Below are 26,414 nucleotides of genomic sequence, written 5' to 3'. Positions count from 1 at the left end.
GTAATAATTAAAATGAAACATTCACCCCAACATTAAATATGCGAGGATAGATGGAAAGTTGAGTGTAAAGATTTTCGCCGATAATCTCTGGATCGGGCCCCAGGTACTTTGTAAATGTAAATGGATTAATAACGGATGCATAGGCCCTAAAAGATTTACTTTTTAACCGTTTAGCCAACGCGGCAGGCAATGTGTACCCTAAGGTAATATTCTGTACTTTTACAAAAGTGCCGCTCACTTTTCCCAATACTTGGGTATAATAGGACTGTGCCCCGATCTGTGGATAGCTGTTACTTCTGTTTTCCGGTGTCCAATAGGCAACATTCAATTTATTCCAGTGCTCGTTGTCCCAAGCGGTGAATGTATAGGTGAAATCATCGTTATATAAACCTCCAATTCGTCCATACACATAGGCTGTAAGATCAAAATTTTTGTAGCTAAAGGTATTGGTCAAGCCAAAGGTATAGTCAGGAGAAGGCGTGCCGAGGACCTTGTAGTCACGCTCGTCCAAAACACCGTCGCCATTGAGATCCGCAACTTTGATATGCCCCGGGGCCTGCCCGTATTTTGTTGCCATGTCCTTTTCTTCTTCTTGCCAGATTCCCAAACGTTCGAAATCGTAGATAACCCGAATAGGTTGACCAATAAACCACCTATTCGCCAGGTCATCTTTACCGTCGCCAAAAATATCCTTGATACGGTTCCTATTCAGCGAAAAAACTGCGTTTGTTTTCCAGGAGAAATTGCCATGTTGTACGTTGATACTTTTCAGATTGAGTTCTATTCCACGGTTACCCGTTGTTCCGACATTACGAAGAATAGAAGTAAAACCATTGAGACCAGCCACGGATTGTCTGAAAATTAAATCTTTGGTCGTCCGGTCATAGATATCTATTGTCCCAGACAGACGGTTGTTCAATAGCGCAAAATCCAATCCAAGGTTCCATTCTGAAGTCATCTCCCAAGTGAGAGCAGGATTACCCTTTGTCCCGCCGATGCCATAACCATTTTGTCCTTTACCATTGATCACATATTTAGAAAGATCCAATACGCTATTGACCACATTGTAGTCCATATTATTGTTACCACTCTTACCCCAGCTCAGCCGTAGTTTTAGATCGTTAAAAAGGTGTTGTCTTTTCATAAACTCTTCGTTGGATATACGCCAAGCTATCGCGGCGGAAGGCATAAATCCCCACCTATTCTGCGGTGCTAACCGTGAGGTTCCATCCCTACGCCCTGTCAGTGTCAAGAGGTAACGATCTTTATACCCGTAATTAAAGCGCATCATATAGGATAACATGGCTGCCTCCCAATAGTAGCTCGAAACATCGGTAATTTCGTCTGCTGATTGGATTGCATGCCAATCTGAATCAAAAGGCATACCTACACCACGCATCTGTGATCCCTGATGAGTTTCTTTCTGCATACTAAATAAACCGACGACGTTAATTTTATGTATATCAGCCCAGTTTTTATCATAGGTTAAGGTATTATCCCAAACATAATTTAGATTTTTGCTTTCCCGACGGAAGGCATCCGGTGCATTGACACCGCTTTTAGCCTGCGTATATCGACCAATCCATTCCCCATATGTATCATTATCCAGCTGGATCGCAAATTGCGATTTGAAGGTGAGCTCCTGTAAAGGTTTGAATTCCGTAAATCCAGCTAGATTGATAAAGTTCGCTTCTGTAACTTTCTTATTGTTCTCTATTTGAACAAAAGGGTTTATTTTACTTGATGTGGGCTGTACTTCGAATGCATAGTTCCCATCTTTGTCATATGGACTTGCAATCGGCGGGATGAAATAAGCATTGATAAGTGCATCATCAGCCCCATGATTGGTTCTATTAAACGAAAAATAGTTGTTCATCCCGACTTTGAAGCGTTCTGAAATACGATGCTGCAGCCCCATATTGACCGTGTAACGCTTAAAATTTTCGCTACCGACCAGTCCTTCGTCATTATTATACCCTGCAGAAAAAGCATAATTGCTCTTTTCGGATTGTCCGTTGGCACTGAGGTATTGTGTATTTCCTAAGCTATTTGAGGTCACTTCGCGTAGCCAATCATAATATTCACCATATTTAATACGACGTTTTTCATCAGTGGTTAGGAAATCAGAGCGGCCTAATGAGCTTTCACCATATTTCTTTTTCCAAAGCGCAATTTTATAATTTACGTATTCAAGTCCGTTACCCATATTGCCGATCATATCAGGAATACGAGTTGGTGTTTTAAGATTGAGCGAGCCCGCGTATTCTAATTGAAAACCCTGTTTTTTTCCCGCTGCCTTCGTCGTAATAATCACCACTCCATTAGCTCCTCTGGAACCGTAAATAGCAGATGAAGATGCATCCTTTAAAATATCGATAGACTCAATATCTGCGGCATTTAAGTGTCTCATCCCTGAATAAGATGGAATACCATCAATGACATAAAGAGGTTCGTTGGAATAATTGAATGAATTCGTTCCCCTGATTTGAACACTCATATCGGCTCCAGGTCTATTGTTGGTTTTGGTAACCAAAACTCCACTTACCCTACCATTTAGCGCTTCGGTTACATTGGTGGCTTGCGCTTGAACCAACTCCGAATTTTGAATATTGGCAATTGAGCCTGTCAAATCCTTTTTTTGCACTTTTCCATAACCATAAACAACGACTTCATCGAGGTTTTCGTCCTTACTCATCATCGTTACTTCTAGACTTCCGCTGGCAGGAACAGTCGTAATAACCGATTCATATCCCAATAAAGTAAATGTCAACGAATTGCCCACTTGAAGGTTCAAATCAAAGGTTCCATCAGACTTACTTGAAGCCAGCGATCTTGAATTAGTTGAAATAGATACTCCCGTCAAAGGAGTGCCAGACTTGTCTTTCACCCGACCTTTCACTTGACGCTGCTGTCCAATAACAACAATGGAAAACAGCAAAAGCACTGCCATAGTGAAAATAGATTTATAATAAATTTTCATCCTTATCTTTTATAAATTGATACTATATTGATCTCCTTATTTGATTTTGTGCCATTTATGCTGGCCTACAATTTTTGCATGGAACTTATTGGTTTTATCTGGGATCGATTGGCTGTTTTCGGGTACCTTCACGAAATCCCAAGCGCATATCAAATCCGATTCCGTTCCAGACACTTCAGCAGTCATCAACTGGTCTATTTCTACAGCTGATTTAGCGCTACTCCATAATCGAAATTTCTTTATATATCCCGTCATACCACGATTATTGTCCTCGGGCTCTACAAAAGCCCACATCTTAAGATTGCGGCTATTCGGCTGATATTTTTGTAATACACCCGCTGGATCCTTGATATCGTTAGATTTGGAGAATAATAATTTACCATTGATATACATCTTTAACTGATCCGAGGCCAAGGATTCGTCATAAACAGCTACAAGATGATTCCATTGCCCATAATTGGTTGGATAGGCTGCGCCCCACTCCAATACACGGTCTTGCTGAGGTCCCATCCCAAGCGTCGTACGGAGGTTACTTCCCATAAAATTAACCATCCAACCTTGTTTTACACCTTTACCATCATGACTAAAAGTGGCGACAAAATCTCCAATGGCAAACTCAAAAAAACCAGGGTCATATTTGATCCAGGATTCTACGGTAAATTGTCTGGAAGAGCTGAACAAATTAGACTCACCAAAATCGATGTATCCCTTTTTATCAATCCCAAATACCTGTAAATCACCAACAGTACCAGACGATAATGTTTCCTGATAGGAATTTCGAAATGTTTGAATGGCTTTACTAGCGTCGATACAAAAGCTATTCACCTCAAAAGGTAATACAAAATAGCCGGCCTTTGCTTTGGAAATCCCCTCTTTGAGATGGCCTAATGCCTGTTCTAATTCAATGGCATTCGCTTTAGGATAAGTTCCATCGACTTCACCTATTTTGGCCGTATCCAAAAGAATTTGCATGGTATCCAGATAATTGTTCAGGCAGGAAAGATCAAGCTCCATTGGCCCCTGCTTTTCCTGAACACAGGCGGTAAACAATAACGTACCGCAAAAAATAAGAAGCAGTTTGTTTTTAATCCATTTCATAATCAGATTGGTTATTTTAATATCATTAGAATATGCACATTGCTAAATTGATTTACTGGATTTAGCTTAATTGGCTTTATTCGAAAACAATATTAATGCAAGCTGATTAATTTAGGGGTTAATCAAAGGGTTAATCATTAGAAAAACGCACTAATCCTGATCTAAAAGGGATTCGAAAGATATACTGTAATTAACCTCCATCCATTTATGATATCTCTTTTGAAATTTTTGATATGCCTTTTTAGCTTTGGCCATATCCCCGATTCTCTTCCAAATGTTAATTTCGATCCTCAGTGCTTCAGTGGAAGTTGGATCCGTTTCATAAAGGAAATGGATGAGCTGCAACGCCATCCTCAATTCATTTATAACAATGGCATGTTGAATCTGACGCATTAGAAAATCGCAAATATCTTGTTCCATTTGAGATTTAAGCATATCTAATCCATCAGCACTTTCCTTGGACAGAAATTGTCCACGGCTCAAGATTGTCCACAATTCATTGCTTATTGAATTGCTCTCCATAATGGATTTAAAGTGATAACTATCGATATAAGTTCCGTCTAATTCTACTTTATAATAGGATTTAGCATATACCAATTTAATTCCATTCAGATATTCTAAAGATTTGCGAAGGTGGTTTAGCGTAACGCCTCGAATATTTTTGGCAGCACCATGTTCCTTCTCAGGCCAAAGCAAGCTGCTCAATAGTTCAGATTTGATTCCTTTTTGGGGGTTGTGTAAAAGGAGCAATATCAATAAATGCTTTATTTTTCCTTTGAAAAGATGTGTAATATCCACTCCTTTCGCATCAATAACCTGAAAATCGCCAAAGAGATGGATGCAATTTACTGATGGAAACAGAAAATCATTGGTCAAAAGCAATTCGGCTGAATGCGGTTTATTGGCTGGACGGTCAATGGGTATTTGATAGGATGACAAGGGTGTTAAAACAGCCTTATTACCTATTTTTCTCTTCCACTTCCAATATAATCCTCCTAGAATAAGAATCACACAACCTATTATCCAAGGGAGAAAGGATATCCGTTTTGATTCTTGTTCACTATTCCAATCACTCGCTGTTAAAACAGGAAGTCTTAATCTATAGATTGTGATCTCTGACCTCACTTCTTCATTATCATAGACCTCAGTCACAGCGTAAAATCTATTCAATGGTTCAAATTGAAAAAGGTTTGCATTGGTTTTTATTTTATCGGACCTAATCGGAATAGAATCGCCCAAAGGCTGATAGGCCGGTTTATCCAATGAAAATTGGTACAACTGGAGAGAAGAACTGGATTCGTATTCGGAATACATCAGGCTGTAGAAGTTCCGTTTGCCATCATAAACCAGTTGTCGTACAGGGATCTTGTTTCTCTCTTCCCATTGAAGCTGCCAGATTTTTTTAACCGACTGCTGGTTGACATCAAATTGATACAGATCATAATAATAGCTACGCCCAAGATTATTATCTCCTTGTGGATTTCCCATTCCGCCAAAAATGTATAAATGATCGGAACTATCGAGAAAAGAAGAAGTAAAATAGCGGGGATGAATTTTATCACCTTTAACCGACAGCGTGTCCCATGTTCCATTTTGGATATTTAACTTTAGAAAATTTCCATTATAACGTTCGTTTCCAAAACCTCCAAAAATAAGGTAATCTTTTTGCGACAGGAGCTGCCCCGTATGGTGGTGGAGCTGCATCGGTAACTGCCTTTTGCTTACGCAAACAAGCTGTGGGTTATCCAGATCTATGCGTACAATGGAACAGCTATCTTGAGGCAAATTATTGACTTCATAGATGTAAAGCTTATTATCGTGAAGGAAGCTATTTCCTAACTGAATCCGAAGTGGAAGATTATGCGGCATTGGATGGACTGATTCCTTGCCAGAATACAGGTCAATAGTGCGAAGGCTGTCCTGTGAAAAAACAATTAGCCGGCCACCACGCTGATCAATTTGATAACCTCCAATAGATTTGAGTTTTATCGTCTTCCATTTTTCCCAGAAAAAGGATTCCGTTGCCATCCAGTTCGGATTCAGCACTTTTCCAATGGCATTGCCACGGCTATCATGAATAATATCTCCCTGCCGTTCCTTCAATGGGATACTGCAATGTACATCTCCACCAGATAAATAAATATCTTTAATGGTATAATCGGCTACATCTATTGCATAGCCATTCTTTCCGAAGATTAGCTGGCGGGGACCTGCATTGGCTTTCAAACCCGTGATTTCAGAGAGGACGATGCTTTGATCCAACACTTTCCACAATAATTTTTTCCTAGACAGGTCGATATGCAAGTTTACTGAAAACCACTGTTGAATTTTAAGCTGATTTTTATCAAAGACAAGGTGTCCCAAACTACTTGAACCTTCCAAATTAAGGCTAAATTCAATCTTATCGCCACGAATACTTCGGAGATTCATTGAAATGGCCTGTTCTGAATTGACAAAATTCAATTTAAATATTCCACCTTGATTTGATTTTTCATCAAGCGCCAGGTTAAAAGACAGCTGAAAAGTCCCTTTATTAAATGATTCCAATCCTTTGATTTGGCCGAAAGATATCGCTGCAGCTGATCGATTGTTAATCGGATATGCGTTTCCTTTTATTCTCAGTCCATTTCCCCATGTCTCCGTAAAAAGAAGCGCGAAACAAATCGCTAAAATATAGTTGAAAAATCCATGGTCTATAATCCTTGAAAAACACCCTTTCATGTGGCAAATGGTCAGAGAAATTAATATTAATATCGAAATCGATAATTCAGTTATGCTAATCTAATAACAAAAACTGAAAACTCATATATATCACCTAACACAGATGAATCCAATTCTTATACGTCTAATGGGAGCAGCTTATAATACCTTCGAATCAATTCTATTTTTTGAATTTTATTCCAGTTGCAATATAGAAATTACGATAAATAATTACAGATCCAATTGAATACCTAAATTTGCTATTGTCCCGCTTCCTTTTACATAATAACGGCCTTCATTGGTGGCTCCTCTCACCTCCGCGTGCAGCGGGAAGTAATCATTATTTAGGATATTATTAACTGAAAAAATGAAAGCTAGATTCTTTAATTTATAGCGCGTTTGGAAATCCATCAGCCCATAGCCCGAAATCGGGTATTTGCCATAATTATATTCAGAAGGTTGAAAAACATCGCGTTTACCCAAATGTAAATATTGGAGATAGACGTTCCACCGATCTGTCAATTTGAAATCGGCATTAATATTTATTTTAAAAGGCGAAATAATGGAGTTGTCCAATTTATCCTTATACTTTCCCTCGTTTTTCAAATCTTGCCTACCATCCATGTACCCGAGTATAGTACCAAACTTGAACCAGTCAACAGGAGTAATATCGACAACAAATTCCAAACCGTAAATACGTTGCGGCACTTGAATCAATTCATAATTACCAGGTGTTGACGTTTCTGCGAACGTACTGCCTTTTTTGGAGGAGCTATAATACCCTGTCAATTGGTAGCTCAACATAGAATAGGTCCCATTTAGCCCCAACTCCACGTTATTGACAACTACTGGCTTCGGATCGATCTGACTCAAAGGTACTCCATTTCGCAATACAAGCCCCACATCGCCGATAGAATATCCTTGCGAAAATGAAGCAAAGGGCTGTAGGTATTTCAATTTATTATACTTTCCTGCCAAATTGAATACAAATGCATTTGAATTGCTCTTGTCTCCCGGAGTGACTTTCCCTGCTTTTGTCAGATCCCCTACCTTAAAATCCAAGTTTTCGTAACGCACACCACCTTTCACTATCCAGTAATCGGCGAGATTAAATTTACTTTGAAGATATAAAGCCCCACTTTTCATATTCATATCGGGTGTCACTAATCCATCGCTCAACGTTTTTTGAACCGTGTGATCTTTTAAAAGATCTACTCCATAAATTAAGGTTACTTTATTGTTGTTGGATAGATCAAAGGGCGTACTGAAATTTAGTCTAGCTCCCTTATGATCTGAATAGGTTTGGTTGTAGGTTTCAAATACCGTGTTCATATCTTCATAATACAGACTCATATTTGCTGAAGTCCGACCAAAGTTGCCATCATACTTTACATGAAAAGCTTTATTGTAAGGTGTTCCGCCATTAATCACTGTATCTGAAGGGATCCCAATAGCGGGTTTACTTCCAAACTCCCCCTTAGTGCCGACGTATTTACTATCCTGAACACTTCTATAATAGTTACCCATCAATTCAATGCGATGATTATCGTTAATCTGATAACCGATCTTCGCCAAGGTATTATAACTTTTTGTCTCGCCCAGACCATAGAATGGACTTACAATGGTACCATCAGAGCTGCGGACCACGCCGGTTCGCGCAATCTTTCCTTGCACGACATAATCAAACTTGTTTTGCGATCCCGAAAATACTTGTGCCAAATTATACCCATATGTTTCACTTGGCTTGACCAAGCTTAGGGAATTATTTAAAGAGGTTGACGAATGAAAACTCTTGTCTGTCTTTGGCTTCTTTGTAATGTAATTAATTATACCACCGGCGGCACCATTTCCATACATTGCAGAGGCACCGTTGATGACTTCGATATGGTCAATTGCGCTAGCATCAATCGTCTTCATATCTCTTCCGCCATTTCTTAAAGGAGTAGATTGAGGAATCCCATCGATAAGTACCAAAAAATTCCGACCACGTATTTTAGCGATGAAGTTGTTTTGGCTTTCCTCACTTGGGGAGATACTTGGCACTTTCTGCATTAAGATATTAGGTAAGTTGTCATTTATCAGACGCTGATCTTCTAAGATCTTACCTCCGATATAGGTAATTGACGATGGTACTTCGTCGATGCTTTCAGCCAATCTGCTCGCCGTCACGACAACTTCATTCAAATGATTACTTGTTTGTTCCATGACAAAGTCCGGAAGCTCCAGAATTTCCCCTTCCAGTGCGATCTGCGATCTGATTTCTTGAAAACCAATATGCTTTACGGTCATGGAGTGAATTCCTTTAGGAATCTTTGAAAAAATAAAATTCCCCTCATTATCAGTCTTGGTACTATTTATCCCGTCAATATTGATATACACATTGGACAAACCTTTCCCCACTGAATTTTTCACTTTGCCCTTAATTATCCCTGGTTCTTGACCATGACCATTTTTCTTAACAGTCATCGGTTTTTCCATGGAAAAACTTATTGCTGGAATTATAGAAAAACTTAAAACCAATAGACTACTAGCCAATATTGTCTTCTGGGTAATAAACCAAGATCTTGTTGTTTTTTTCACGTATTTAAGGTGTTTAAAAAATCATTTGCCCTGTCTGCATATTGATGTCTTTCTATTTCCAAACCTTGCTATCCTGGAAATACTGCTCTGCAAAAAGACACAATTACTATTTAGACTAATTATTATTAGCGGCAAATATAGTAAAGTTGGGAAATACTTAAAGCTAAAAATTTAGAATAATAAGCGATCGAATAACTCCATCGATTATTCCTTTAGGATGCAGAATGATAATAGCAGCAATAAATCTTAATGTACATTATGTTTTATGCTTGTTGTACTCCATTTTTTGCTGCTTCAACAGTCCCTAACTTTATCAAACAAAAGAAAACAGGTTCCTCTAGGTCAGATTTCATGAATACCGGAACCATTGACATTATAAAAAATTAGTATTAACATTTTAAATCTTAAAGTCATGGCACTTACAACAAGAATCAACGCGGACGATGTAGCATTTTTATTGATCGATCACCAAAGTGGTCTATTCCAGACAGTAAAAGATATTGAAGTACCTACATTGAGAAGTAATGTAGTCGCTCTTTCACAGGTCGCCGCTATTGAAAACATTCCTGTTATTACAACTGCTTCAGAACCAAAGGGTCCGAATGGTCCATTGATGCCAGAAATCCACGAAAATGCCCCACATGCACAATATGTCGGACGTACTGGTGAAGTAAATGCATGGGACACTCCTGCATTTGTTGAAGCTGTTAAAGCTACTGGTAAGAAAAAATTGGTTATTGCAGGTGTATTAACAAGTGTTTGTGTGGCGTTTCCTGCCATTTCAGCAATTTCGGAAGGTTATGAAGTTTTTGCGGTCATTGATGCTTCAGGCGATATGAGTCCATTATCAACACAAGTAACAATTTCTCGATTACAGTTGGCAGGCGTTATTCCCATTACGACCACAGCTGTAATTAGCGAAATATTAAAAAGTTGGAAACATACGGACGCTGCGAAATATGCACATGCACTTTCCTTGGTGATGCCTAATTATCAAGCTTTAATAGAAAGCTATTATAAAGCACAGGAAGTCGCACTAGAAAGCAAATAAGTATTTTTATTTTGTTTAACCATCTGCGGGATCGCTTTTACATAAGCTTATCCCGTAGATTACCTTCCGTTTAAAAAAAGCGTATCATCCGTTTTCATCACTTTTACCCTTTTCCTAAAGGAATAAAGGTCTTTTCCGTTTGGCAGTCTGGATAAGAAAATAAAAAAGTACCAATTTCTCAAAAAGGGACTTTCTTAGTATATATTCAAATTACTTTTTTGTTTTTGACACTTGAGTTATCAGTGTATATTGCTGAGATGAACCATCAGCAGGAGGATTTCTAACCTCTTCGACCTTTACTTTGATCACATATTCATATCCTGATTCGTAGTTAAATCCCTGGATATTGCCATAAAAATATTCCTAGTTATCTGATTCTTTCGCCTTGACCTGCATGCACTTCATTGGGCTTACACCTTCGCAATCAACCAACTGCGGTCCCACAATCATTATTCTCTCATTGTTTTCAGCAGAATTTTTACTACACTGGATAAAAAAGAATAAAGTGAAGACGGCAAGAAGCCCCTTGAGTAATTGGTTTATACGTTTCATACAAGAAATTTTAATAATAACTAATATAACAATTAAATACATTCTTTTACTATATCTATTTTAGGCGCATCAGGATTGGATATAACAAAGATATCCAATATCTTACTAAAGCCTGATGAGGTCGAAATGCCATTATGATACTTTCCATAAATAATAAAAAAACGATGGGTGAATTACTTACAAGATATTATTATCATATTTGCAGCTAATATTTAGCCAGCATATTATCTAATGAATTTTCATACTTGGATCAACCAACTTACGAAATTAAGAGTACTAACATGTATTTGTAACCTCCTTGGATTATTATTATTTTCCTGTGCAAAGGATGTTATTATAATCCCACCAGATACAAATCCGACAGAAGTCGTTCTTTTAGCACCCTTTAGCAATACCGGCAATAATTTGACTTTATCCGCAGAAGTAAGGTATTTGAATAATAGCGATACTATCCTCTCCCATGGTTTTATGGTCGACGGAAGAAGTGGAGATACTTATATTAAAAGAGAATATCCTATTGCTACGATTTTAAACTCTGGCCCATTTACGTACAAAATTCCCGATCCAGAAATTTACAAAGAAGGCTACTATTACAGTTACAAATATTTTGTAAAGACAGAAAAAGAGACGTATCTAAGTAAATCTGATCAGTTTAGCATCAGTAATATTAAAGTCATTGCCAAAGAAAATCTTAAAATAGCTGCAGGCGAAACTATTACGATAGCAGGTGAGTTTGCCAACATTGAAAAAGATTATGATCTCTACTACTCCTTTCAAGAGGAGAAAAAAATGCCTTTTGAAATTATCAATTCAGGTAAAGCCATTCGTTTCAAGGTTCCCGAAGGTGTAAAACAAGGCTATAATGTCACTTTTAGATTGATCAGCAAAAACCAGGAGAAACCGCATCTAGCTGCTATTATTGCTAAGGCTTTTATTGTTGGGACATTAGCCCCACCGGCTTCTTATTCTTACTATTACGATGATATTCTTCGTCTCCCTTATCCTACAGATTATTCAGAAAAACCGGGGCTAGAAGTATTTGTAGGGAATATCTTTTTAAGACATAGCGATGAGATGGATCTTCGCTATCTTATTGATAACCAAAAAGGAAAAAAATTCCCTATTGGTTATACGAATGGACGTGACACCATAACCTTTCCTCAACTGTTGCAACTTATTGAGCCAGATCCGAACGAATTCAAGGTAATACCAGCTTATGTACACCCAGGAACAAAATTTGAAGTATTTGGAAGTGGCCCGGACAGATTCAATTTTGGCGGGCATGTATCTGTAGGAAATCAGCATGTCATTTATAACCAAGTAGACAGAAACGCAAAAAAAGGGGAATTAACAATAAGTGATCTCCCTGAAGGTGATTATCCGATGATCATGAACAATAATCACTTTACCTATAAAAGTACCAATACAATTAAGGTCAAAAAAATGAATATTGCTTCAAGTAGCCATAGTGAAGGCTATGCCGGAGATAAAATAACGTTAAAGGGTATATTTATAAAAGGGCAATCCTATACGCTTGAAATAGATAAAGCTAATACAAGCTCAACAACCTGCACAACGACCGGTGAAGTAAATTTTGAAATCCCCCAATTTATGACGGCTGGGAAGTATCAAATCAGATTGAGTTATAAAAGCGATATGGACTATCAACGATCCTATTATTCCAATAGCATTCCCTTGGAAATTAAAGCGACAACGATCACTGCCATATATCCTTTAAAAGCCTCTGCAGGTGATTTGATTACGATTGAGGGACATGGACTGAAAGGTTATCAAGCCCAAATTGCAACTTTGGAAGCGCGACATACCTTATCCCAGAACAATAAAATTCAATTTGAAATTCCAGCTAACCTACCCAAAGGTAAGTATCGAATCAACGTTAGTTTTTCCAATTTCGACAAAAACAATACTGTTACAGCAACAGACTACCTTGAAATCAACTAACCGGTAACGATAATTTATTATGAAGACAAAATTTGTACATAACGCCACGTTCTTCCTATTTTTAATATCCATGGCAAGTTTGGGTATTTTTATTGGATGTAAAAAAAATGAAGTTACGCAGGCTGTCGATTATAGCCCTGTATCGTTAAAGGCAGGCTCATTTAGCAACCTGGAGGGGAAAACCGTTACTCTACATGGTCGCATAGAAAGGTTAAATGGGATGCCGGTAGAAGATCATGGGTTTATCATCGAAAAAATAGAAAACAATAAGGATAGTGAAAAGGAAATCTTAATCAGTCTGGGCAACAAAGTAACCCCTGGTGAGGTTTCTTTTAAATATCAATACAGCCGTGATTTTGAAGTTGGAGACCGTTTTCGTTATACCTTATACGTCAAAACAAAAAACGGATTTTATCGCAGTGAAAGTAGTATTTTTGAAGCAGATGGACTTCAGATCAATTATCTGGAAGACATGCTTGTACCCAATAACAATAAAATAACAGTTACTGGCGATTTCAAGTTTATATCCGAAAATGTAAAATTATACTACGACGGTTTAGATCAGAAGGAATATATTGTACCTTATCAACTCACAAGTGACCGAAAGAGTCTAATCTTTACTTTTCCAAAATCAGGTAGTTTCAATCATGGAAATAAGGTATTCTTTTTTCTCCGTTATAAAGACAAATCCGGTCAGGAAATCAGTAGAGGCATCGCCCGCATCCAGATACTGGGAACCGTAAATCCACCAACAAAAACTCAGCTATACCTCAGCAATTATCTACCAATAGAAGGAACAGGATTAGATCCGGAACGGATTTGGATGGATCCTCCCTTGTACATATTGATCAATGGCAAAAAAATTAAATACAAAAACTACATCTATCTACTTGATATAGAAAACCTCAAAGGAACTAGATTTCAACTGGGATACCACAATGGAAAGGATTCTGTTGTGTTCAAAGACTCTATCGAACTAATCAAACCTATCGGCAGTAATATCCATTTTGAAAAGAAGATTATTCACTCTCCTTACTTAATGAAAATGACTGGAATCGATTTCTATTCCTACATTACGGTATCTGAAAAAGCAAAATATTATCTCGGCAAGAATGACATAGCGCATATTCCTTACAGTACACAAGGAAATACAGAATCTTTTGCTGTGCGCAATATTCCGAATGGCCTGTACAATTTCAGTTATAGCAATCCTTTCTATACGGCAACAACTACCGAGCAGGTTGAAGTCAGAAACTTGACCTGGGTTACTCCCCCAATTACATCGAGATTTGTTGGAGAAGCTTTTACAATTACGGGTAATTTTATTGATGATCAGGAATACCTGGTATCAGGAGATGGAATTTACGAACATCCTATAGCACAAGATGGTAAAATAAATTTTACTCTGCCATCAAACATAATCGGGCAAACAGAAATTCAAATTGGATACCGTGTAAACATCAATTATGATGAATCTTTTTACGCACCTAAAAAACAGTCCCTGTATATAAACGATTTTCAAGTGAGCGATATTACACCTTTAAAGGGTTATCCTGGAGATGTTATAACGATCAATGGAAAAGGCCTTGGCTCCATACAGATAACTGTTGGCGGCACTTATGCCACAAGTGTCTATCGAGGCTCAGAAGAACACCGTTTTATCATCCCGGCATTTGCACCTAAAGGTAAATCAGCTCTTGTAATGACATTAAACGGTACGACGATTAAATATAAAGAGCTTTTTGAGGTTTTGTAAACTCAAATTTAATAAATGTTATGTGTGTCAATATTATCTCCATTGATATGTACGTAAAAAGCAACATGACAAAACAAACTGGATCGTTAGTATAATTAAAAGACAAAGCTTCTTTTTTGTGGAAAAAAGAAGCTTTGATCATCATCTTTCAAAAGATCCGTTTTTTCAAGACTGTTTTTTTAACCATAAAGTGAATTTTTTGAAAAAATAAACCTAGTTTTAGAACGATTTTAACTTATTTTGCAACTCAAATAAAAACCATAAATTAATCTATATGCGTCGTAAGCACCTATTATGTATTTTAAAATTATACATGTGTTTCAATTTTTTATGTCTTGTTTCCTGTAAATACAACAGTGAAGACCTTAATTTTCATGAAATTAAACCACCGGATAAAGAGGCCAAGGTATCTATGAATCTAGCAGACGTACCAAATGGTCAAACTGTTTATATTTATGCTCCAACTGATTTATCGTATGTAATCAATGCCACATCAGGCTCTATCGCTAAACAAGAATTTTATCTCAATAATAAACTTGTGGGCAGTGAAAAGGCAGTATTACGGATAAAGCCTTCCGATCTTGCAGGAGGAACGTCGGATATATTGAAAGTAAAAGTAGAACTCTCTTCAGGAACAGGAAGTTTAGCTGAGGTTTTAGGACAGGAGAAATCTGCTTTTGAATTTACCTATCCAATAAAATACATAAACCCCCAGGTAAATTTGAATATTGACCAGCGGATTAATTCTTCAAAAAAACTAGAGATTTTTTGGACAAAGCCAACTATAGAAGGCGCTGAAATTGAGGGTTATGAGATATATAATTTCAGTAATTTGGATCAGATTCTCATCGATCGAATTTCAGATCCCGATAAAAATAGCTTTGTCGATGATGATTATTCCTATGGAGCTAAAACATATAAAATAATTACAAAATACAAGGGCAACAAGGTTCCACCAAAAGAAGATTATTATTCTGTAAAGTATAAGGTTTTCACCAGCGATTATTTCAAAACGAAAACCTTAAAAAATCTAAATCTGAACATACAGTGGACCCACCCAGATGGTATTGCTAACAAATATATTTTTGTTTGGAAAGGAAATAGACAATCAATCCCCTTAGGTAAAAATAATGCTGAGGTCTACAGGCCTTCATTCCCTTTTCAAGAAGAACAGTATTATGAATTGTATATCCTGCCCGAAAAGGCGAACGAATGGGACTATGCAAAATATCCGAAGATCATCAACTATTTTAAAGAACAAAAATACGATGATGAAATAGATTATGCGCATATGATCATGACTGAAGGAGATATTAAAAACAATTTAATCCTTTCCATGCGAGGTATTAAAAATGGTTTTGGACTTCGAAGTTATGGAATTAACGACCTCGTTATGAAGAGTAGAAATGACGACCATATTCAATATCCTTTTTATATCAATTCTTTTCAAACTGCTCCAACCACTGGAAAGGTTGCTGTTCACATAAGAAGCGACATCTATGAGAACAAGCCGAAAATCGAGGTATATACAGATTATACGCTCAGTAAAAAACTTGGGACCTATGAGACCGATGATTTTCCAGTTTATTTTTTGACTGATGACGATAAAATCCTTATCCGTAATAATAATCAATCTTATCAATTTAGAATATACGATGTAAATTCAGGGAAATTATTAAGCGAGAAAACAGAAAATGGTCAACAATTTCGTCCCTCAATCTCTCCGAATGGGAAATACATTGTATCGGCAGTGGGAGCAGCAACAGGCTGGTATAAATTGTATAAATACGAAAATAACGAATATACACTATTAACTGAAAAAACGGAAAGCCGGATCGTTAATGCATTTTACTTTCATCCAACCATTCAGAACCAGGTCATTATTCAATCAATCGATAACTATTTCTCGATTTGTGAATTACCAACTTTAAAAGTAATTAAAAAAGTGCCTGGGGAATTTCTTTCTTATGATAGTTTCACTGGAAATATCCTTTTTAAGGACGAATATTTTTCCTCTAATTCTGTCGTCAATGTCTTAGATAAAACATATAGTGATATCCTTTTTAGTATGACAACGGGCAATTACTTCCAACCTTATCAAGCACGACTTCTAAACAACAATATTATTCTTTACAACAATTATGTCAATATCGTCCAATAGCCTAAAAATCATGAGAAAACTACTATTAAGTATCCCCTTGTTATTCATTACCATAACTTCAATGGCTCAAATTGGATTCGGATATCGATTTGGCATAGGCAGCTATAAAATGTCCGAAATGAGTTCATTTTTGAATGTTATTCAAAGCGGAATTAAGTTGGACTATCCTGTTCCTATTTCAGTTACTGATAATTTCCCAAATCATTATACCAATTACGGGGAAATTACATACTCCGTAAAAAAGAATGACTATGGTGTCAATTTCACTTATCTATCCACTGGGGGCCGATTGGCCTATTCGGATTATTCCGGTGCTATTGCCTATAACTTGAATGCGAACGCCTATCGCATCGGAGCGGTATATCGTAATTTTTTCTTCCAGACAAATGAAGGACAGGATAAGAATTTATCGCTTTTTGCGGAGATTTCTCCTGCGATAACTATCAATAATATTACGTCAGATGGTTATTATCAAACTCCATCTGGTCGCAATGAAATCGACGAAAAGCATATTGTTGAATCTAAATCCACAGGTTTTTCAATCACGCCTTACGTTGGTATTCAGTGGAATATTGTTAAATCCATGGGGATCAACCTAGGTTTAGGATATAATGCTGAAATACCTGGCAAAAGTAGTGAAATGAGAGATACCAAGACTGATTGGTCCGGGCTACGCGTTGGATTAGGGCTGAATTATAAACTGACCCCATAATAATTAGTTTCATATTTGAAAAATTAAGCCTGTTCAGACCTCAGTCGTAGCAATTCAAAAAAAGTCGTTGTACTAATGTAAAACGGCTTTTTTTGTAAGTTTTCTTATCAAGTTACAAAATTACGAAACGATTCTATTTAGATATTGTTCTTCAATAAAGAATAATATTATATGGAAGACCTATTATATTCGGTAGCTGTTAGCGTAATGATTGTTTGGGCGGTGACTTTTTTGGGAGGGTTCATAACAGAAGATTTTATTCATATTCTTTTAATTATTGCAGCTATAGCATTTATATTTCGCGCAATGAAGGGTTTTAGCAATTCTAAGGTGCATCAACCTCAACAGTAAGTCAAAGCTATTAATAAACCAATCGACCGGCAGTAAAAATGACGATCCCAAGCCAATTAAATCAAAATCAATGGTACGATATGCATACACAGAAGAGCGACTTCGACTCTTGTCAAAGAATTTTGGAGGCTTTATGTGGCCACACGAAAATGAGATATGGCATGATACGCAAGAAAGATGGCCGGAAATGGGGAAATTGGTGTGTTTATGATTATCATTCTCAGAAGATCGTCAATAAAAATAGTGAACACTACGTTAAAATATATCAGGAAATAAGGAAAGGTTTCTCCCCTATTTACATTGACGATACCGAGCAGTGTTCTGTCGGCGAATGGACACAAGTTCTTCATGAGTTCGGTTTAAAAAGCTATATCTCTTACCCAATTATTAACAAAAATAATTCTATTGTTGGACACTTGAGTTTCATGAACGCTGAACCAGTACGCTTCGACCCAATTAAATTAGAGACGCTGCTACCTGTTTGCAGTGATTTGATTGCAATAGATTTCAAAACCATTATTGAACGTAGAAATACGAGGAAAAAATTGGAGCAGGAACTTAATTATTCCAAAAACAGAGAACTTGTTTTATCGTCCTTGGCTCACGACTTAAATAATCCCGCCAGCATCGTAAAAGTGATATCACAATATCTTGGCGAAAACATTAAAGATGAAAGCCAAAAAAACTTAATAAAGAAAATACAAGAGGCTTCATCACGCGTCAAAGGAGTGATAGATGATATTTTAGATTTCAGTAGTATCCGTCTTCAAGACCGGCTAATTAGAATTAATGATCATTATCGCATGGATGCATTGATCAAGCAAATTTTATCTGAATTCGAAGTATTATATAACAGAGCACTAATCGCCAACATCAACCTTCCGGTTGATGTACCTTGTGATCATCAGAAAATGGGGCGTGCATTCACTAATTTAATTGGAAATGCTATAAAACATGGTAATCCTTTTCAAAATATCGAAATAAATGCATTCATTCAGAAAGAAAATTTCATTTTTAGTGTTACAAATGAGGTCACCTATCCCCAATATTCAGATCTTAAAGATCTATTTAAGCCTTTTGTAAAAGGAGTCAATAGTAATGGGCTCGGGTTAGGATTGTTTATTGTGAGTGAAATAGTAAAAATTCATGAGGGAAAAATAGCCGTAAATTTAAAGGACAATAAAATAACTTTTAACCTGATGATCCCAATAGATTCAACTACAGTTGTTCAATAGTAAAGTATAAACCAAGATTTCGTATTAAATTTTCGGCTGTTTCCATCGTATATTCTTTTATTACTACCTATTATTTTTGTTCGCCTGTCTCCATTGCTGCAAGTTCATCATGTGCAGTAAGATCAAGACGTAAAGGCGTAATAGAAACCAAATTGTGTTCTACTGCCCAGCGATCAGTACCTTTTTCAGCAGGTTCTAATGGCACCACTGTGATCCAATAGTTTTTCCTTCCCATAGGATCCTCTCCGGGCACCACACGGCCATCATATAAACGTACTGATTGTCTTGTCCAGGATAGCCCCTCCGGGTTGGCTGGAAAATTCACATTATAGAGAGCAGGGCCTTTATTTTTCAGTAAAATCTTCAGCACATCGCTTGTCCACGGATACAATCCTTCAAAGTCCGGCTCGGTCTTTCCTACGGGTGTGCTCAATGCGATACCTGTAATACCGAGCAGTGTCGCCTGCTTTGCCGCAGCCAAAGTTCCGGAATGCCACATGGAATTGCCTAAATTTGGTCCCATGTTAATACCCGAAAGTACAACCTGCGTATCGGGAAACATATGTAGACCCAACGCCACACAGTCTGCTGGAGTGCCATTTACCCTAAACGCTTCAATATCCTCAAAAGTTATCGGTGCACGTCGGTAGCTTAGGGGCCGGGAATGCGTAATAGCATGTCCCATAGAAGATTGCTCCACATCGGGCGCAACAATCTTTACCGTCCCAAACTCTTTTGCCGCATTTGCCAGTGCCGCAATCCCCGGTGAATAAATGCCATCATCATTGGTAATAAGTATATTCATAACTGTCCTTTTCTATGAAAACCAATCTCAAGCAGGCTTTGTTCAGCTTTTATGAAAGAACATGGCAAAAACATAAGGTTAGTACATAATCCTGCTGCTGGGGATGACTCAAACGGAGACAAAGATGAACTATGCCAATTGATTGAAGATCTTGGCCACAATTGCATTGTAGTAACCAAAAAAGATGCTGTCAAAAAAATCGATCCGCAGACAGACATCATTGCCCTTGCTGGCGGTGATGGGACTATAAGAATGGTAATTATGGCGCTATTGGAAAAAAAACTACGATTTAAAAGGCCAATCGCCATACTCCCACAAGGCACTGCAAACAATATTGCTATTTCTCTTGGTATTCCTTTGAACATTGAAAAAGCTATCGATCTCTGGAAAAATTGCCAACTTAAAAAATTCGATGTAGGAATGGTTATAGGGCTAGAAAGAAAGCCGTTGTATTTTATTGAATCCATTGGCTTTGGTGTATTTCCTTTACTGATGAAGAAAATGGATAAAAAAAATACAGAAGAGCTGAGCGCAGAAGATGAAATCAAAACCGCACTAAGACAGCTTCGCAAACTGGTAGAAACATTCCGAGCTACCACACTAAGACTCACAGTGGCTGGAAATAACTATGAAAAAGATTGCATACTTGTTGAGATCATGAATATATCAAGTATGGGACCGCGGCTAGTTCTTGCTGCTGACGCTGACCCTGGAGATGGACAATTTGATATCATCATTGTCACTGTTGATCAACGCCAGGAACTTATTAGCTATATCGATGGACTATTGAATGGAACCAACGTCGAATTTAAAATAAAACCTATCCGGGCTAGTCGATTGGCGATGGAATGGGAAGGCAACGAAATACACATCGATGATGAGCACAAGAGTTACTTCGGCCAACAATTGAAGCTTACCTCGCTCGAAGGTATAGTTGAAATTGTCACTGGCAATAAATAAAATATGATTTGAACCAACGATAATGGATCAAAAAATGTTCTTTTTTAAAAAACTCGTTAAAATGAAGAGATCTAAAAACACCAAAGAAACGCATGTTGGCATGCTTGTTCTTATCATCGCAGCCATTCCAAACCCAGATCCACGGGAGCCAAGCCCAGACTTATCCGAAGCTCAACAAGAGGGCACTTCCAAAGAAGATAGAGATCCCAATACCAATCAATCGGGTATTAAAGATGATCGTACCCATGACAGGGAGGAAGCGCAAGCCGAGCAGAAAGAAAAAGATGATGAAGATAAACCTGATCTTTCGGGTGATATCAATGTCTAGATAGGGCCACATCTTCTGCTAGCTGTATAGGTGTTGCGCCGACCTTAAAATAGCAAGATTGCTCAGCTAACACTGGAAGAAGCTTCCCATTTTTAATTTTTTTGTGGTGGAAAGAAAAATAGTTTTGGATTTATTTTGAAATAGATCCAAACCGCCTTTCCCATTTTAATCAATTCTTTTGATGGAAGGTTCCTCGAGCGAAACGCTAACAGTAAGGAAAGGGAAAAGCTGACCATAAAATTAAAGAATCCTATGATACCAATCCCTAAAATGCCCCAAATCCATATATCAGTAGATAGCTCCATCCCATGACCAAATAGTCCCAATGCCAGATTCCCACTGGCGAATGTAATGTGCCTTATATCCAGATTTAAACCTAAAAAAAGTCCAACGGAAGCTGTCGTTCCCATAAAGATCCCAAACCAAATATTGGATACGATACCAGCCCATTTTTTTTCATAAAACGAAGCTATTTTGTTTGTTTTTGCCTGGCCGAATATTTTTTTCAATAGGGGATGTTCTTGAATGCGGTAGTACACGGAGTTGTGTTTGTCTCGGTTTGAAATACTGCCGGCAATAATCCCGGAAAGAAATAGAAAAATACCGGCGATAGACGCATGCAAGATCAGCGGTGTTTTTATTGGATTAAGATCATTGACCAGATGTAACCACTTGGCGCTCGCAATATTGACCTGAAACAATTGTTGAATTACCCAGACAAGAAAAAGGCTCATCGGAAAAGCCATCACAACATTACCAATAAAGGCAATAAACTGAGACCGAAATAATCGGGCAAACAATTCAGCAAATTTCCAATAACGATGTTTGCTGTCCTCCTGTTCGGAAATCCCTTGCTCAATAGCGTTCACCAATGCAGAAGCTGTCATCGCAGGCTGTTTGGTTGCCAAAGTTGCACCAAGAAGATAAATAAGCGTAAAGCCAATCGCATAATTCATGCTATAAAGAAATGCGTGACCAAATTCACTGCTGTGTATCTTACCTAACAATAATTTAACGATGCACATAACGCCGACAATGAGGCCTCCTCCACAGGCTGAACGGAACATTTTCCAATATTCCTGTTTACTTGAGGTAATATAATGCTCACCGGTCTGCGCAGTATGATGCGTAATTTCGTAGGCCAAGAGCTGTGTACTCTGTCCAACCAATTTGCGAATATTGCTTTTCCGGGAATTATAACCAATAAGTGTAGTGCCCAGCGCAATCGTCTTTTGCCTCTTTTCATCTGCATGATCGATGACTAAAAACGACAAGATTTCTCGGATCCTTTCCAGTTGTTGCCGCATACGTAAGAGCGATTGATTCACTTTGATGGAAATTCCAAAACGATGTGAATTATCGAAAGCCGTTTCAATATACGATTCGCATTGCTTATGAAGTACCAAGATTTGTTTATAAGAAAGATCATCCGAGGAAATAAACTTATATTCTGATTGTAAAATACGATCATTCAATTCGGTAAACTCCCGCATAATAGCAATAAATGGGCTATCAAAATTTTGAAACTCGGGTACCATCTTGTTTACGTCTGTTTCCATTGCACGCCCAGTAATACGTTGAACCAACAATTCCAACCCATACAATATTTCGGTCATTCCAAAACCCGTTTTGTCATCGTAAATCGTTTCAAATTGAGATACACGAAACAGCTCATCGAACTGATGTTGCGGAATCGCGGCAACCCAGTCCGCATCCCCAGGTCTATAAAAAACCTGATTTAACAGATATTGTAAAGTAGACTTTGGTGGTTGAAAAGGCAAATACCGCTCGGTGATTCTTTTTTTTAGTTCATAAAAAAAATCTGCATAACTAATTATACCAGTATCAGAAATCAATTGATCAAAATCTTTTTCAGCCAAGATTCTTTTGAGATAAAGCTGAAAGCCTTCCAACTCCTGCGGTGCGGCATTGAGATAATCCAGTAAAAATTGAATATCGACCTGATAAAGTATATGAACATGCTTTGGTCGGATGATGTCCACGAGTAAAACCAAAAAATCAACGTTTACATAAGCAGGATCCCTTAATTCACCTTTAAATCGTCCAAACAAACTTTTTACCTGCTGCTCTTTATCCTGTTCTTTTCTCATAAATTATAAAATCCCTACTCTAGATACCAAATTTGCATACATTTTGTTTTCCTACTCACAAAGATTGGCTCGCTGAATTGTGTCAAATAGCCACTTGAATCAATGATTTTGGTCATTTAGCTTCCACTTGAAGTTTTATACTTTTACAGGTAAGAAATTATAAATCAACGATTAACTTGATATAAGAGACGAAAATGAAAAATAACAATAAAATGAAGCCTGCAAAATTATGTTACGAACATATCGGCGGAAAACTCGGCCAACTTTTACTAGAGGCTCTGATTGTAAAAGGCTGGTTAGCAAAAGCAGATCCTAGTGATAAAAATTTCTATATCACTGAATTTGGAGCATCTCAATTGACGGCATTTGGTATTGACCTATCGCAAATTAAATCCTGAACAAAATGAGTTTAATATTGAATTACGACAATTTCTTTCTACCCGTAGAAAATCTCGAGAAGGCAAAGGAATTTTATGGAAATCTACTTGGCCTAGAAACTAAATTCGATTTTTCGGATAAGGGAATGACGGCTTTCAAGATAGGTGACAATGAACCTGCAATCATTCTTAGTACAGTACAACATACCAAACCGACGATTTGGTTTACCGTTGCCGATGTCAAGACAACATATGAACGGCTTAAGGAAAAAGGGATCGTATTTTTAAGCGAGCCATTTGAGATCATGACAGGTTTAGCAGTTGAATTTAACGATCCATCCGGAAACAAACTTGGAATAACAGATTATTCCAAATCAAATAAAGTGTAAAGTTCGGAGGTACCCGCTGAAGCAATGTGTAGTTTAGTGTAATATATCGTATCTTGCTATCCAATTTTAAACCAAACATCAATGTTATGCGAAGAATCCTTTACTCCATATTAGCTACCGGCCTTATTTTTGCAGGATGCGCAGGAATGAAAAGCCAGGGAGATAATACTGGCTGGAAATCATTATTTGACGGAAAAGACATCAATGATTGGTTTGTTAAAATTCATCATCATGATGTCGGTGTGAACTACGGAAATACGTTTAGAGTCGAAGATGGAATAATTAAGGTCAGATATGATCAGTATGATGATTTTAATGATCAATTTGGCCATTTATATTATAAAACACCCTTTTCTTATTATCATTTAAAGTTTGAATATCGATTTGTAGGCGCGCTCCATAAAGGTGCCCCCTCCTATACGCTTCGTAACAGCGGCGTGATGTTTCATTCGCAGGACCCCAGAACAATGTTGAAAGAACAGGACTGGCCTATTTCTGTCGAAATGCAACTTTTAGGAGGATTGAGCGATGGTCAACCCCGTCCTACAGGAAATATGTGTTCCCCTGGAACCAATGTGGTCTATCAGGGCAAAATAGCTTCCTCACATTGTTTAAATTCTACTTCGAAGACCTATGATGGTGATCAATGGGTTAAAGGGGAATTGATTGTATTGGGAGATTCGTTAATCAAACACATCATTAACGGAGATACCGTACTAGAATATTCAAAACCTCAGATTGGAGGTGGAACGGCCAATGGGTATGACCCCAAAATGAAGATCGATGGTAAGTTGCTCAGCAGTGGATTTATCGCTTTACAGAGTGAAGGTCAACCCGTAGATTTTAAGAATATATGGATTAAGGAGCTGCCTAAACCAAAGAAGTAAAAAGAGGCTAACGTAAGGAAAAAAGTACAACAATAGCGTTTTTGAAGAGAAAACGACGGTGTATATTATTTCAATTGCTGAAAAAGCTTGAGTGAACAAGTAAGATCATTCAGAAAATTTCTGAACGACCTTACCTATTCATTTATTCAAGTGTATTTGCAATAGCGACCGACAGACCTACCGTTTTGTAGATATCATATCCTTAGATTTTTTCTTCATGCTATTCACCGGATTCCGACGGGCCACCTTACCACTAGGTAGCTTTACATAGTAAGAAGTATTATAACCATTTCCAGGTCGAAAAAAATCTGTTGAAATGATCTGAGCTCCACTGCTGAAAGCAGCATTAGCCCTACTGTAATCATTGATTTTTGCTTCAAAGGTTTCAATATCAGACCTACTACGTACGATATACCCCTCCCTCACCAAACGTCGAATTTCTTCCTGACGAACCAAAGCATTGTCCAATAGTATAAATGAAGCAAAACTATCATTGGGTTCCGACTGGACAAACATGATACGCTTCTCAAGATTAGGCCTATCTTTAACATACGCTGATTCAAGGTTCATTCCTGCTGTTGCCGGCAACAGCAGGAAGATAAATTTACCACGAGCGGATTTAACAGTGGGCCAATGACCAGAACGTATTGCCTCACGTAAAGTGCTGTAGTTTCCACGTACATCGTCAGGTGTAACAAGCTTTTCTCTTCCCAATACCGCAACAACTTCAGCATCCAACTGATCAAAAGCCTTATCATCAAATGGAAGTACTTCAGCACTATTAGGAAAAATCGGAATCCCTTTGTCTTTGGCCTCGACCATAATAAAAATAGGGAGATGTCCGGGATGCTTTTCAGACCATTCCCGTAGCGCTGTAAGACCAGCACGGAATGTCGTATAATGTGATCGAAAATCAAAATCAGCAATATGAAGCATCTTGAAACCAGGCTTTTCCAAATCCTCTTTTTGATACGGAGCAAGATCCGAAACCCCCATTTTATTGAGGAGCTCATAGCCCGCAGGTTTATCAAAGCGATGTCCAGTAGGGTCATAATATACATCCATTTCTAAACTACGGATTCCACTATCAAGTTGCACATCGAAAGGTGGATGGTCGTACTTTAATCCTTCACTCATGGACATCGCATTAGGGTGAAACTCCTTAAAGGAATTAAGTTTATCTGGAGGGAATAGCGTTGACATCTTTTCCATCATCTTTGAAAAAATAGGATCTGCATAAGCCGAAAGACGAGGATCCACGGGTTTAGCGTAGCTATTGTGTGTCCCAAGGACTTGAATCTGGTTGATCTTTAGTTGGTCCAGCTCTGCCAGTTCGGTTTGTTGGCCAAAGCTCGTTCCAATACCCATTATAAGCAGGGATATTGCGGTTAAAGTGATTTGTTTCAATTTCATCATTGT

The 26,414-nt window shown here is 37.8% G+C and carries 20 protein-coding genes and 1 pseudogene; 12 read left to right on the top strand and 9 right to left on the bottom strand.

Annotated elements, in window-relative coordinates:
- Positions 1–7: 7 nt before the first annotated feature.
- From B3600_RS14545 to B3600_RS14530, 4 genes are all read right to left on the bottom strand, one after another.
- Positions 8–2,950, bottom strand: a complete 2,943-nt coding sequence (locus tag B3600_RS14545) for a SusC/RagA family TonB-linked outer membrane protein (protein WP_286753417.1) — start codon at positions 2,948–2,950, stop codon at positions 8–10.
- Between the two features lie 66 nt (positions 2,951–3,016).
- Positions 3,017–4,078 carry a LamG domain-containing protein gene (locus tag B3600_RS14540; protein ID WP_286753416.1) on the bottom strand — a complete coding sequence of 354 codons (1,062 nt, stop codon included), beginning with the start codon at positions 4,076–4,078 and terminating at the stop codon, positions 3,017–3,019.
- A 150-nt stretch (positions 4,079–4,228) separates the two neighbouring features.
- Complete coding sequence (locus tag B3600_RS14535) at positions 4,229–6,799, bottom strand: Kelch repeat-containing protein (RefSeq protein ID WP_286753415.1); 2,571 nt, start codon at positions 6,797–6,799, stop codon at positions 4,229–4,231.
- A gap of 210 nt (positions 6,800–7,009) precedes the next feature.
- On the bottom strand, positions 7,010–9,256 hold the full coding sequence (locus B3600_RS14530; RefSeq protein WP_286753414.1) for a TonB-dependent receptor: 2,247 nt from the start codon (positions 9,254–9,256) through the stop codon (positions 7,010–7,012).
- A gap of 514 nt (positions 9,257–9,770) precedes the next feature.
- On the opposite strand from B3600_RS14530, the gene B3600_RS14525 reads away from it, so the two are divergent.
- Positions 9,771–10,409 (top strand): isochorismatase family protein, encoded by a 639-nt coding sequence (locus tag B3600_RS14525; RefSeq protein WP_112375887.1) that lies wholly within the window; start codon positions 9,771–9,773, stop codon positions 10,407–10,409.
- Between the two features lie 210 nt (positions 10,410–10,619).
- Here the strand turns inward: B3600_RS14525 and B3600_RS25600 are convergent.
- Positions 10,620–10,760, bottom strand: a pseudogene (locus tag B3600_RS25600) (DUF4377 domain-containing protein); the annotation flags it as partial.
- A gap of 12 nt (positions 10,761–10,772) precedes the next feature.
- A complete protein-coding gene (locus B3600_RS14520) occupies positions 10,773–10,961 on the bottom strand; it encodes a hypothetical protein (protein ID WP_286753413.1) in 189 nt (62 codons plus the stop codon).
- Positions 10,962–11,192: 231 nt separating this feature from the next.
- On the opposite strand from B3600_RS14520, the gene B3600_RS14515 reads away from it, so the two are divergent.
- The 6 genes from B3600_RS14515 to B3600_RS14490 all read left to right on the top strand — a co-directional run bounded on the left by B3600_RS14515 (position 11,193) and on the right by B3600_RS14490 (position 19,138).
- A complete protein-coding gene (locus B3600_RS14515) occupies positions 11,193–12,923 on the top strand; it encodes an IPT/TIG domain-containing protein (RefSeq protein WP_286753412.1) in 1,731 nt (576 codons plus the stop codon).
- Between the two features lie 19 nt (positions 12,924–12,942).
- The gene (locus B3600_RS14510; RefSeq protein ID WP_286753411.1) at positions 12,943–14,679 is read left to right on the top strand and encodes an IPT/TIG domain-containing protein; all 1,737 of its coding nucleotides are present in this window, start codon (positions 12,943–12,945) and stop codon (positions 14,677–14,679) included.
- Positions 14,680–14,992: 313 nt separating this feature from the next.
- On the top strand, positions 14,993–16,840 hold the full coding sequence (locus tag B3600_RS14505; RefSeq protein WP_286753410.1) for a hypothetical protein: 1,848 nt from the start codon (positions 14,993–14,995) through the stop codon (positions 16,838–16,840).
- A 10-nt stretch (positions 16,841–16,850) separates the two neighbouring features.
- Entirely contained in the window at positions 16,851–17,552 is a 702-nt protein-coding gene (locus B3600_RS14500; RefSeq protein WP_286753409.1) for a hypothetical protein, read from the top strand.
- Positions 17,553–17,723: 171 nt separating this feature from the next.
- Positions 17,724–17,903, top strand: coding sequence for a lmo0937 family membrane protein (locus tag B3600_RS14495; RefSeq protein ID WP_286753408.1), 180 nt, complete (start codon positions 17,724–17,726; stop codon positions 17,901–17,903).
- Positions 17,904–17,941: 38 nt separating this feature from the next.
- Positions 17,942–19,138, top strand: a complete 1,197-nt coding sequence (locus B3600_RS14490; protein WP_312522900.1) for a GAF domain-containing sensor histidine kinase — start codon at positions 17,942–17,944, stop codon at positions 19,136–19,138.
- Positions 19,139–19,208: 70 nt separating this feature from the next.
- Here B3600_RS14490 and surE read toward each other — a convergent pair whose 3' ends face one another.
- Entirely contained in the window at positions 19,209–19,943 is a 735-nt protein-coding gene (surE, locus tag B3600_RS14485) for a 5'/3'-nucleotidase SurE (RefSeq protein ID WP_286753406.1), read from the bottom strand.
- Between the two features lie 51 nt (positions 19,944–19,994).
- Here surE and B3600_RS14480 point away from each other — a divergent pair, with 51 nt between their 5' ends.
- Together B3600_RS14480 and B3600_RS14475 are read left to right on the top strand one after the other, a co-directional pair.
- A complete protein-coding gene (locus B3600_RS14480) occupies positions 19,995–20,903 on the top strand; it encodes a diacylglycerol/lipid kinase family protein (protein WP_286753405.1) in 909 nt (302 codons plus the stop codon).
- Positions 20,904–20,964: 61 nt separating this feature from the next.
- A complete protein-coding gene (locus B3600_RS14475; RefSeq protein WP_286753404.1) occupies positions 20,965–21,231 on the top strand; it encodes a hypothetical protein in 267 nt (88 codons plus the stop codon).
- Between the two features lie 92 nt (positions 21,232–21,323).
- On the opposite strand, the gene B3600_RS14470 is transcribed toward B3600_RS14475, so the two are convergent.
- Positions 21,324–23,342 (bottom strand): hypothetical protein, encoded by a 2,019-nt coding sequence (locus B3600_RS14470; protein ID WP_286753403.1) that lies wholly within the window; start codon positions 23,340–23,342, stop codon positions 21,324–21,326.
- A gap of 194 nt (positions 23,343–23,536) precedes the next feature.
- Between B3600_RS14470 and B3600_RS14465 the strand changes: the two genes are divergently transcribed.
- The 3 genes from B3600_RS14465 (at position 23,537) to B3600_RS14455 (ending at position 24,995) form a co-directional block, all read left to right on the top strand.
- Positions 23,537–23,740, top strand: a complete 204-nt coding sequence (locus tag B3600_RS14465) for a hypothetical protein (protein WP_046675125.1) — start codon at positions 23,537–23,539, stop codon at positions 23,738–23,740.
- A 5-nt stretch (positions 23,741–23,745) separates the two neighbouring features.
- Positions 23,746–24,108 carry a VOC family protein gene (locus B3600_RS14460; RefSeq protein WP_286753402.1) on the top strand — a complete coding sequence of 121 codons (363 nt, stop codon included), beginning with the start codon at positions 23,746–23,748 and terminating at the stop codon, positions 24,106–24,108.
- Positions 24,109–24,194: 86 nt separating this feature from the next.
- Entirely contained in the window at positions 24,195–24,995 is an 801-nt protein-coding gene (locus tag B3600_RS14455) for a 3-keto-disaccharide hydrolase (RefSeq protein WP_286753401.1), read from the top strand.
- A 177-nt stretch (positions 24,996–25,172) separates the two neighbouring features.
- Here the strand turns inward: B3600_RS14455 and B3600_RS14450 are convergent, their stop codons facing one another.
- The gene (locus B3600_RS14450) at positions 25,173–26,411 is read right to left on the bottom strand and encodes a Ca2+-dependent phosphoinositide-specific phospholipase C (RefSeq protein ID WP_286753400.1); all 1,239 of its coding nucleotides are present in this window, start codon (positions 26,409–26,411) and stop codon (positions 25,173–25,175) included.
- Positions 26,412–26,414 lie beyond the last annotated feature (3 nt).

Origin of the sequence: Sphingobacterium sp. UBA2480 (assembly GCF_002341965.1) — a bacterium.
GTDB lineage: Bacteria > Bacteroidota > Bacteroidia > Sphingobacteriales > Sphingobacteriaceae > Sphingobacterium > Sphingobacterium multivorum.
Note: the sequence above shows the minus strand (reverse complement) of the source record. Positions and strands in the feature narration are given on the sequence as shown.

Bases quoted from the DNA above. Each gene is read 5' to 3' on its own strand.
- B3600_RS14545 (WP_286753417.1), bottom strand. From the start codon at position 2,950: ATGGCAGTGCTTTTGCTGTTTTCCATTGTTGTTATTGGACAGCAGCGT.
- B3600_RS14540 (WP_286753416.1), bottom strand. From the start codon at position 4,078: ATGAAATGGATTAAAAACAAACTGCTTCTTATTTTTTGCGGTACGTTA.
- B3600_RS14535 (WP_286753415.1), bottom strand. From the start codon at position 6,799: ATGAAAGGGTGTTTTTCAAGGATTATAGACCATGGATTTTTCAACTAT.
- B3600_RS14530 (WP_286753414.1), bottom strand. From the start codon at position 9,256: ATGGAAAAACCGATGACTGTTAAGAAAAATGGTCATGGTCAAGAACCA.
- B3600_RS14525 (WP_112375887.1), top strand. From the start codon at position 9,771: ATGGCACTTACAACAAGAATCAACGCGGACGATGTAGCATTTTTATTG.
- B3600_RS14520 (WP_286753413.1), bottom strand. From the start codon at position 10,961: ATGAAACGTATAAACCAATTACTCAAGGGGCTTCTTGCCGTCTTCACT.
- B3600_RS14515 (WP_286753412.1), top strand. From the start codon at position 11,193: ATGAATTTTCATACTTGGATCAACCAACTTACGAAATTAAGAGTACTA.
- B3600_RS14510 (WP_286753411.1), top strand. From the start codon at position 12,943: ATGAAGACAAAATTTGTACATAACGCCACGTTCTTCCTATTTTTAATA.
- B3600_RS14505 (WP_286753410.1), top strand. From the start codon at position 14,993: ATGTGTTTCAATTTTTTATGTCTTGTTTCCTGTAAATACAACAGTGAA.
- B3600_RS14500 (WP_286753409.1), top strand. From the start codon at position 16,851: ATGAGAAAACTACTATTAAGTATCCCCTTGTTATTCATTACCATAACT.
- B3600_RS14495 (WP_286753408.1), top strand. From the start codon at position 17,724: ATGGAAGACCTATTATATTCGGTAGCTGTTAGCGTAATGATTGTTTGG.
- B3600_RS14490 (WP_312522900.1), top strand. From the start codon at position 17,942: ATGACGATCCCAAGCCAATTAAATCAAAATCAATGGTACGATATGCAT.
- surE (WP_286753406.1), bottom strand. From the start codon at position 19,943: ATGAATATACTTATTACCAATGATGATGGCATTTATTCACCGGGGATT.
- B3600_RS14480 (WP_286753405.1), top strand. From the start codon at position 19,995: ATGAAAGAACATGGCAAAAACATAAGGTTAGTACATAATCCTGCTGCT.
- B3600_RS14475 (WP_286753404.1), top strand. From the start codon at position 20,965: ATGAAGAGATCTAAAAACACCAAAGAAACGCATGTTGGCATGCTTGTT.
- B3600_RS14470 (WP_286753403.1), bottom strand. From the start codon at position 23,342: ATGAGAAAAGAACAGGATAAAGAGCAGCAGGTAAAAAGTTTGTTTGGA.
- B3600_RS14465 (WP_046675125.1), top strand. From the start codon at position 23,537: ATGAAAAATAACAATAAAATGAAGCCTGCAAAATTATGTTACGAACAT.
- B3600_RS14460 (WP_286753402.1), top strand. From the start codon at position 23,746: ATGAGTTTAATATTGAATTACGACAATTTCTTTCTACCCGTAGAAAAT.
- B3600_RS14455 (WP_286753401.1), top strand. From the start codon at position 24,195: ATGCGAAGAATCCTTTACTCCATATTAGCTACCGGCCTTATTTTTGCA.
- B3600_RS14450 (WP_286753400.1), bottom strand. From the start codon at position 26,411: ATGATGAAATTGAAACAAATCACTTTAACCGCAATATCCCTGCTTATA.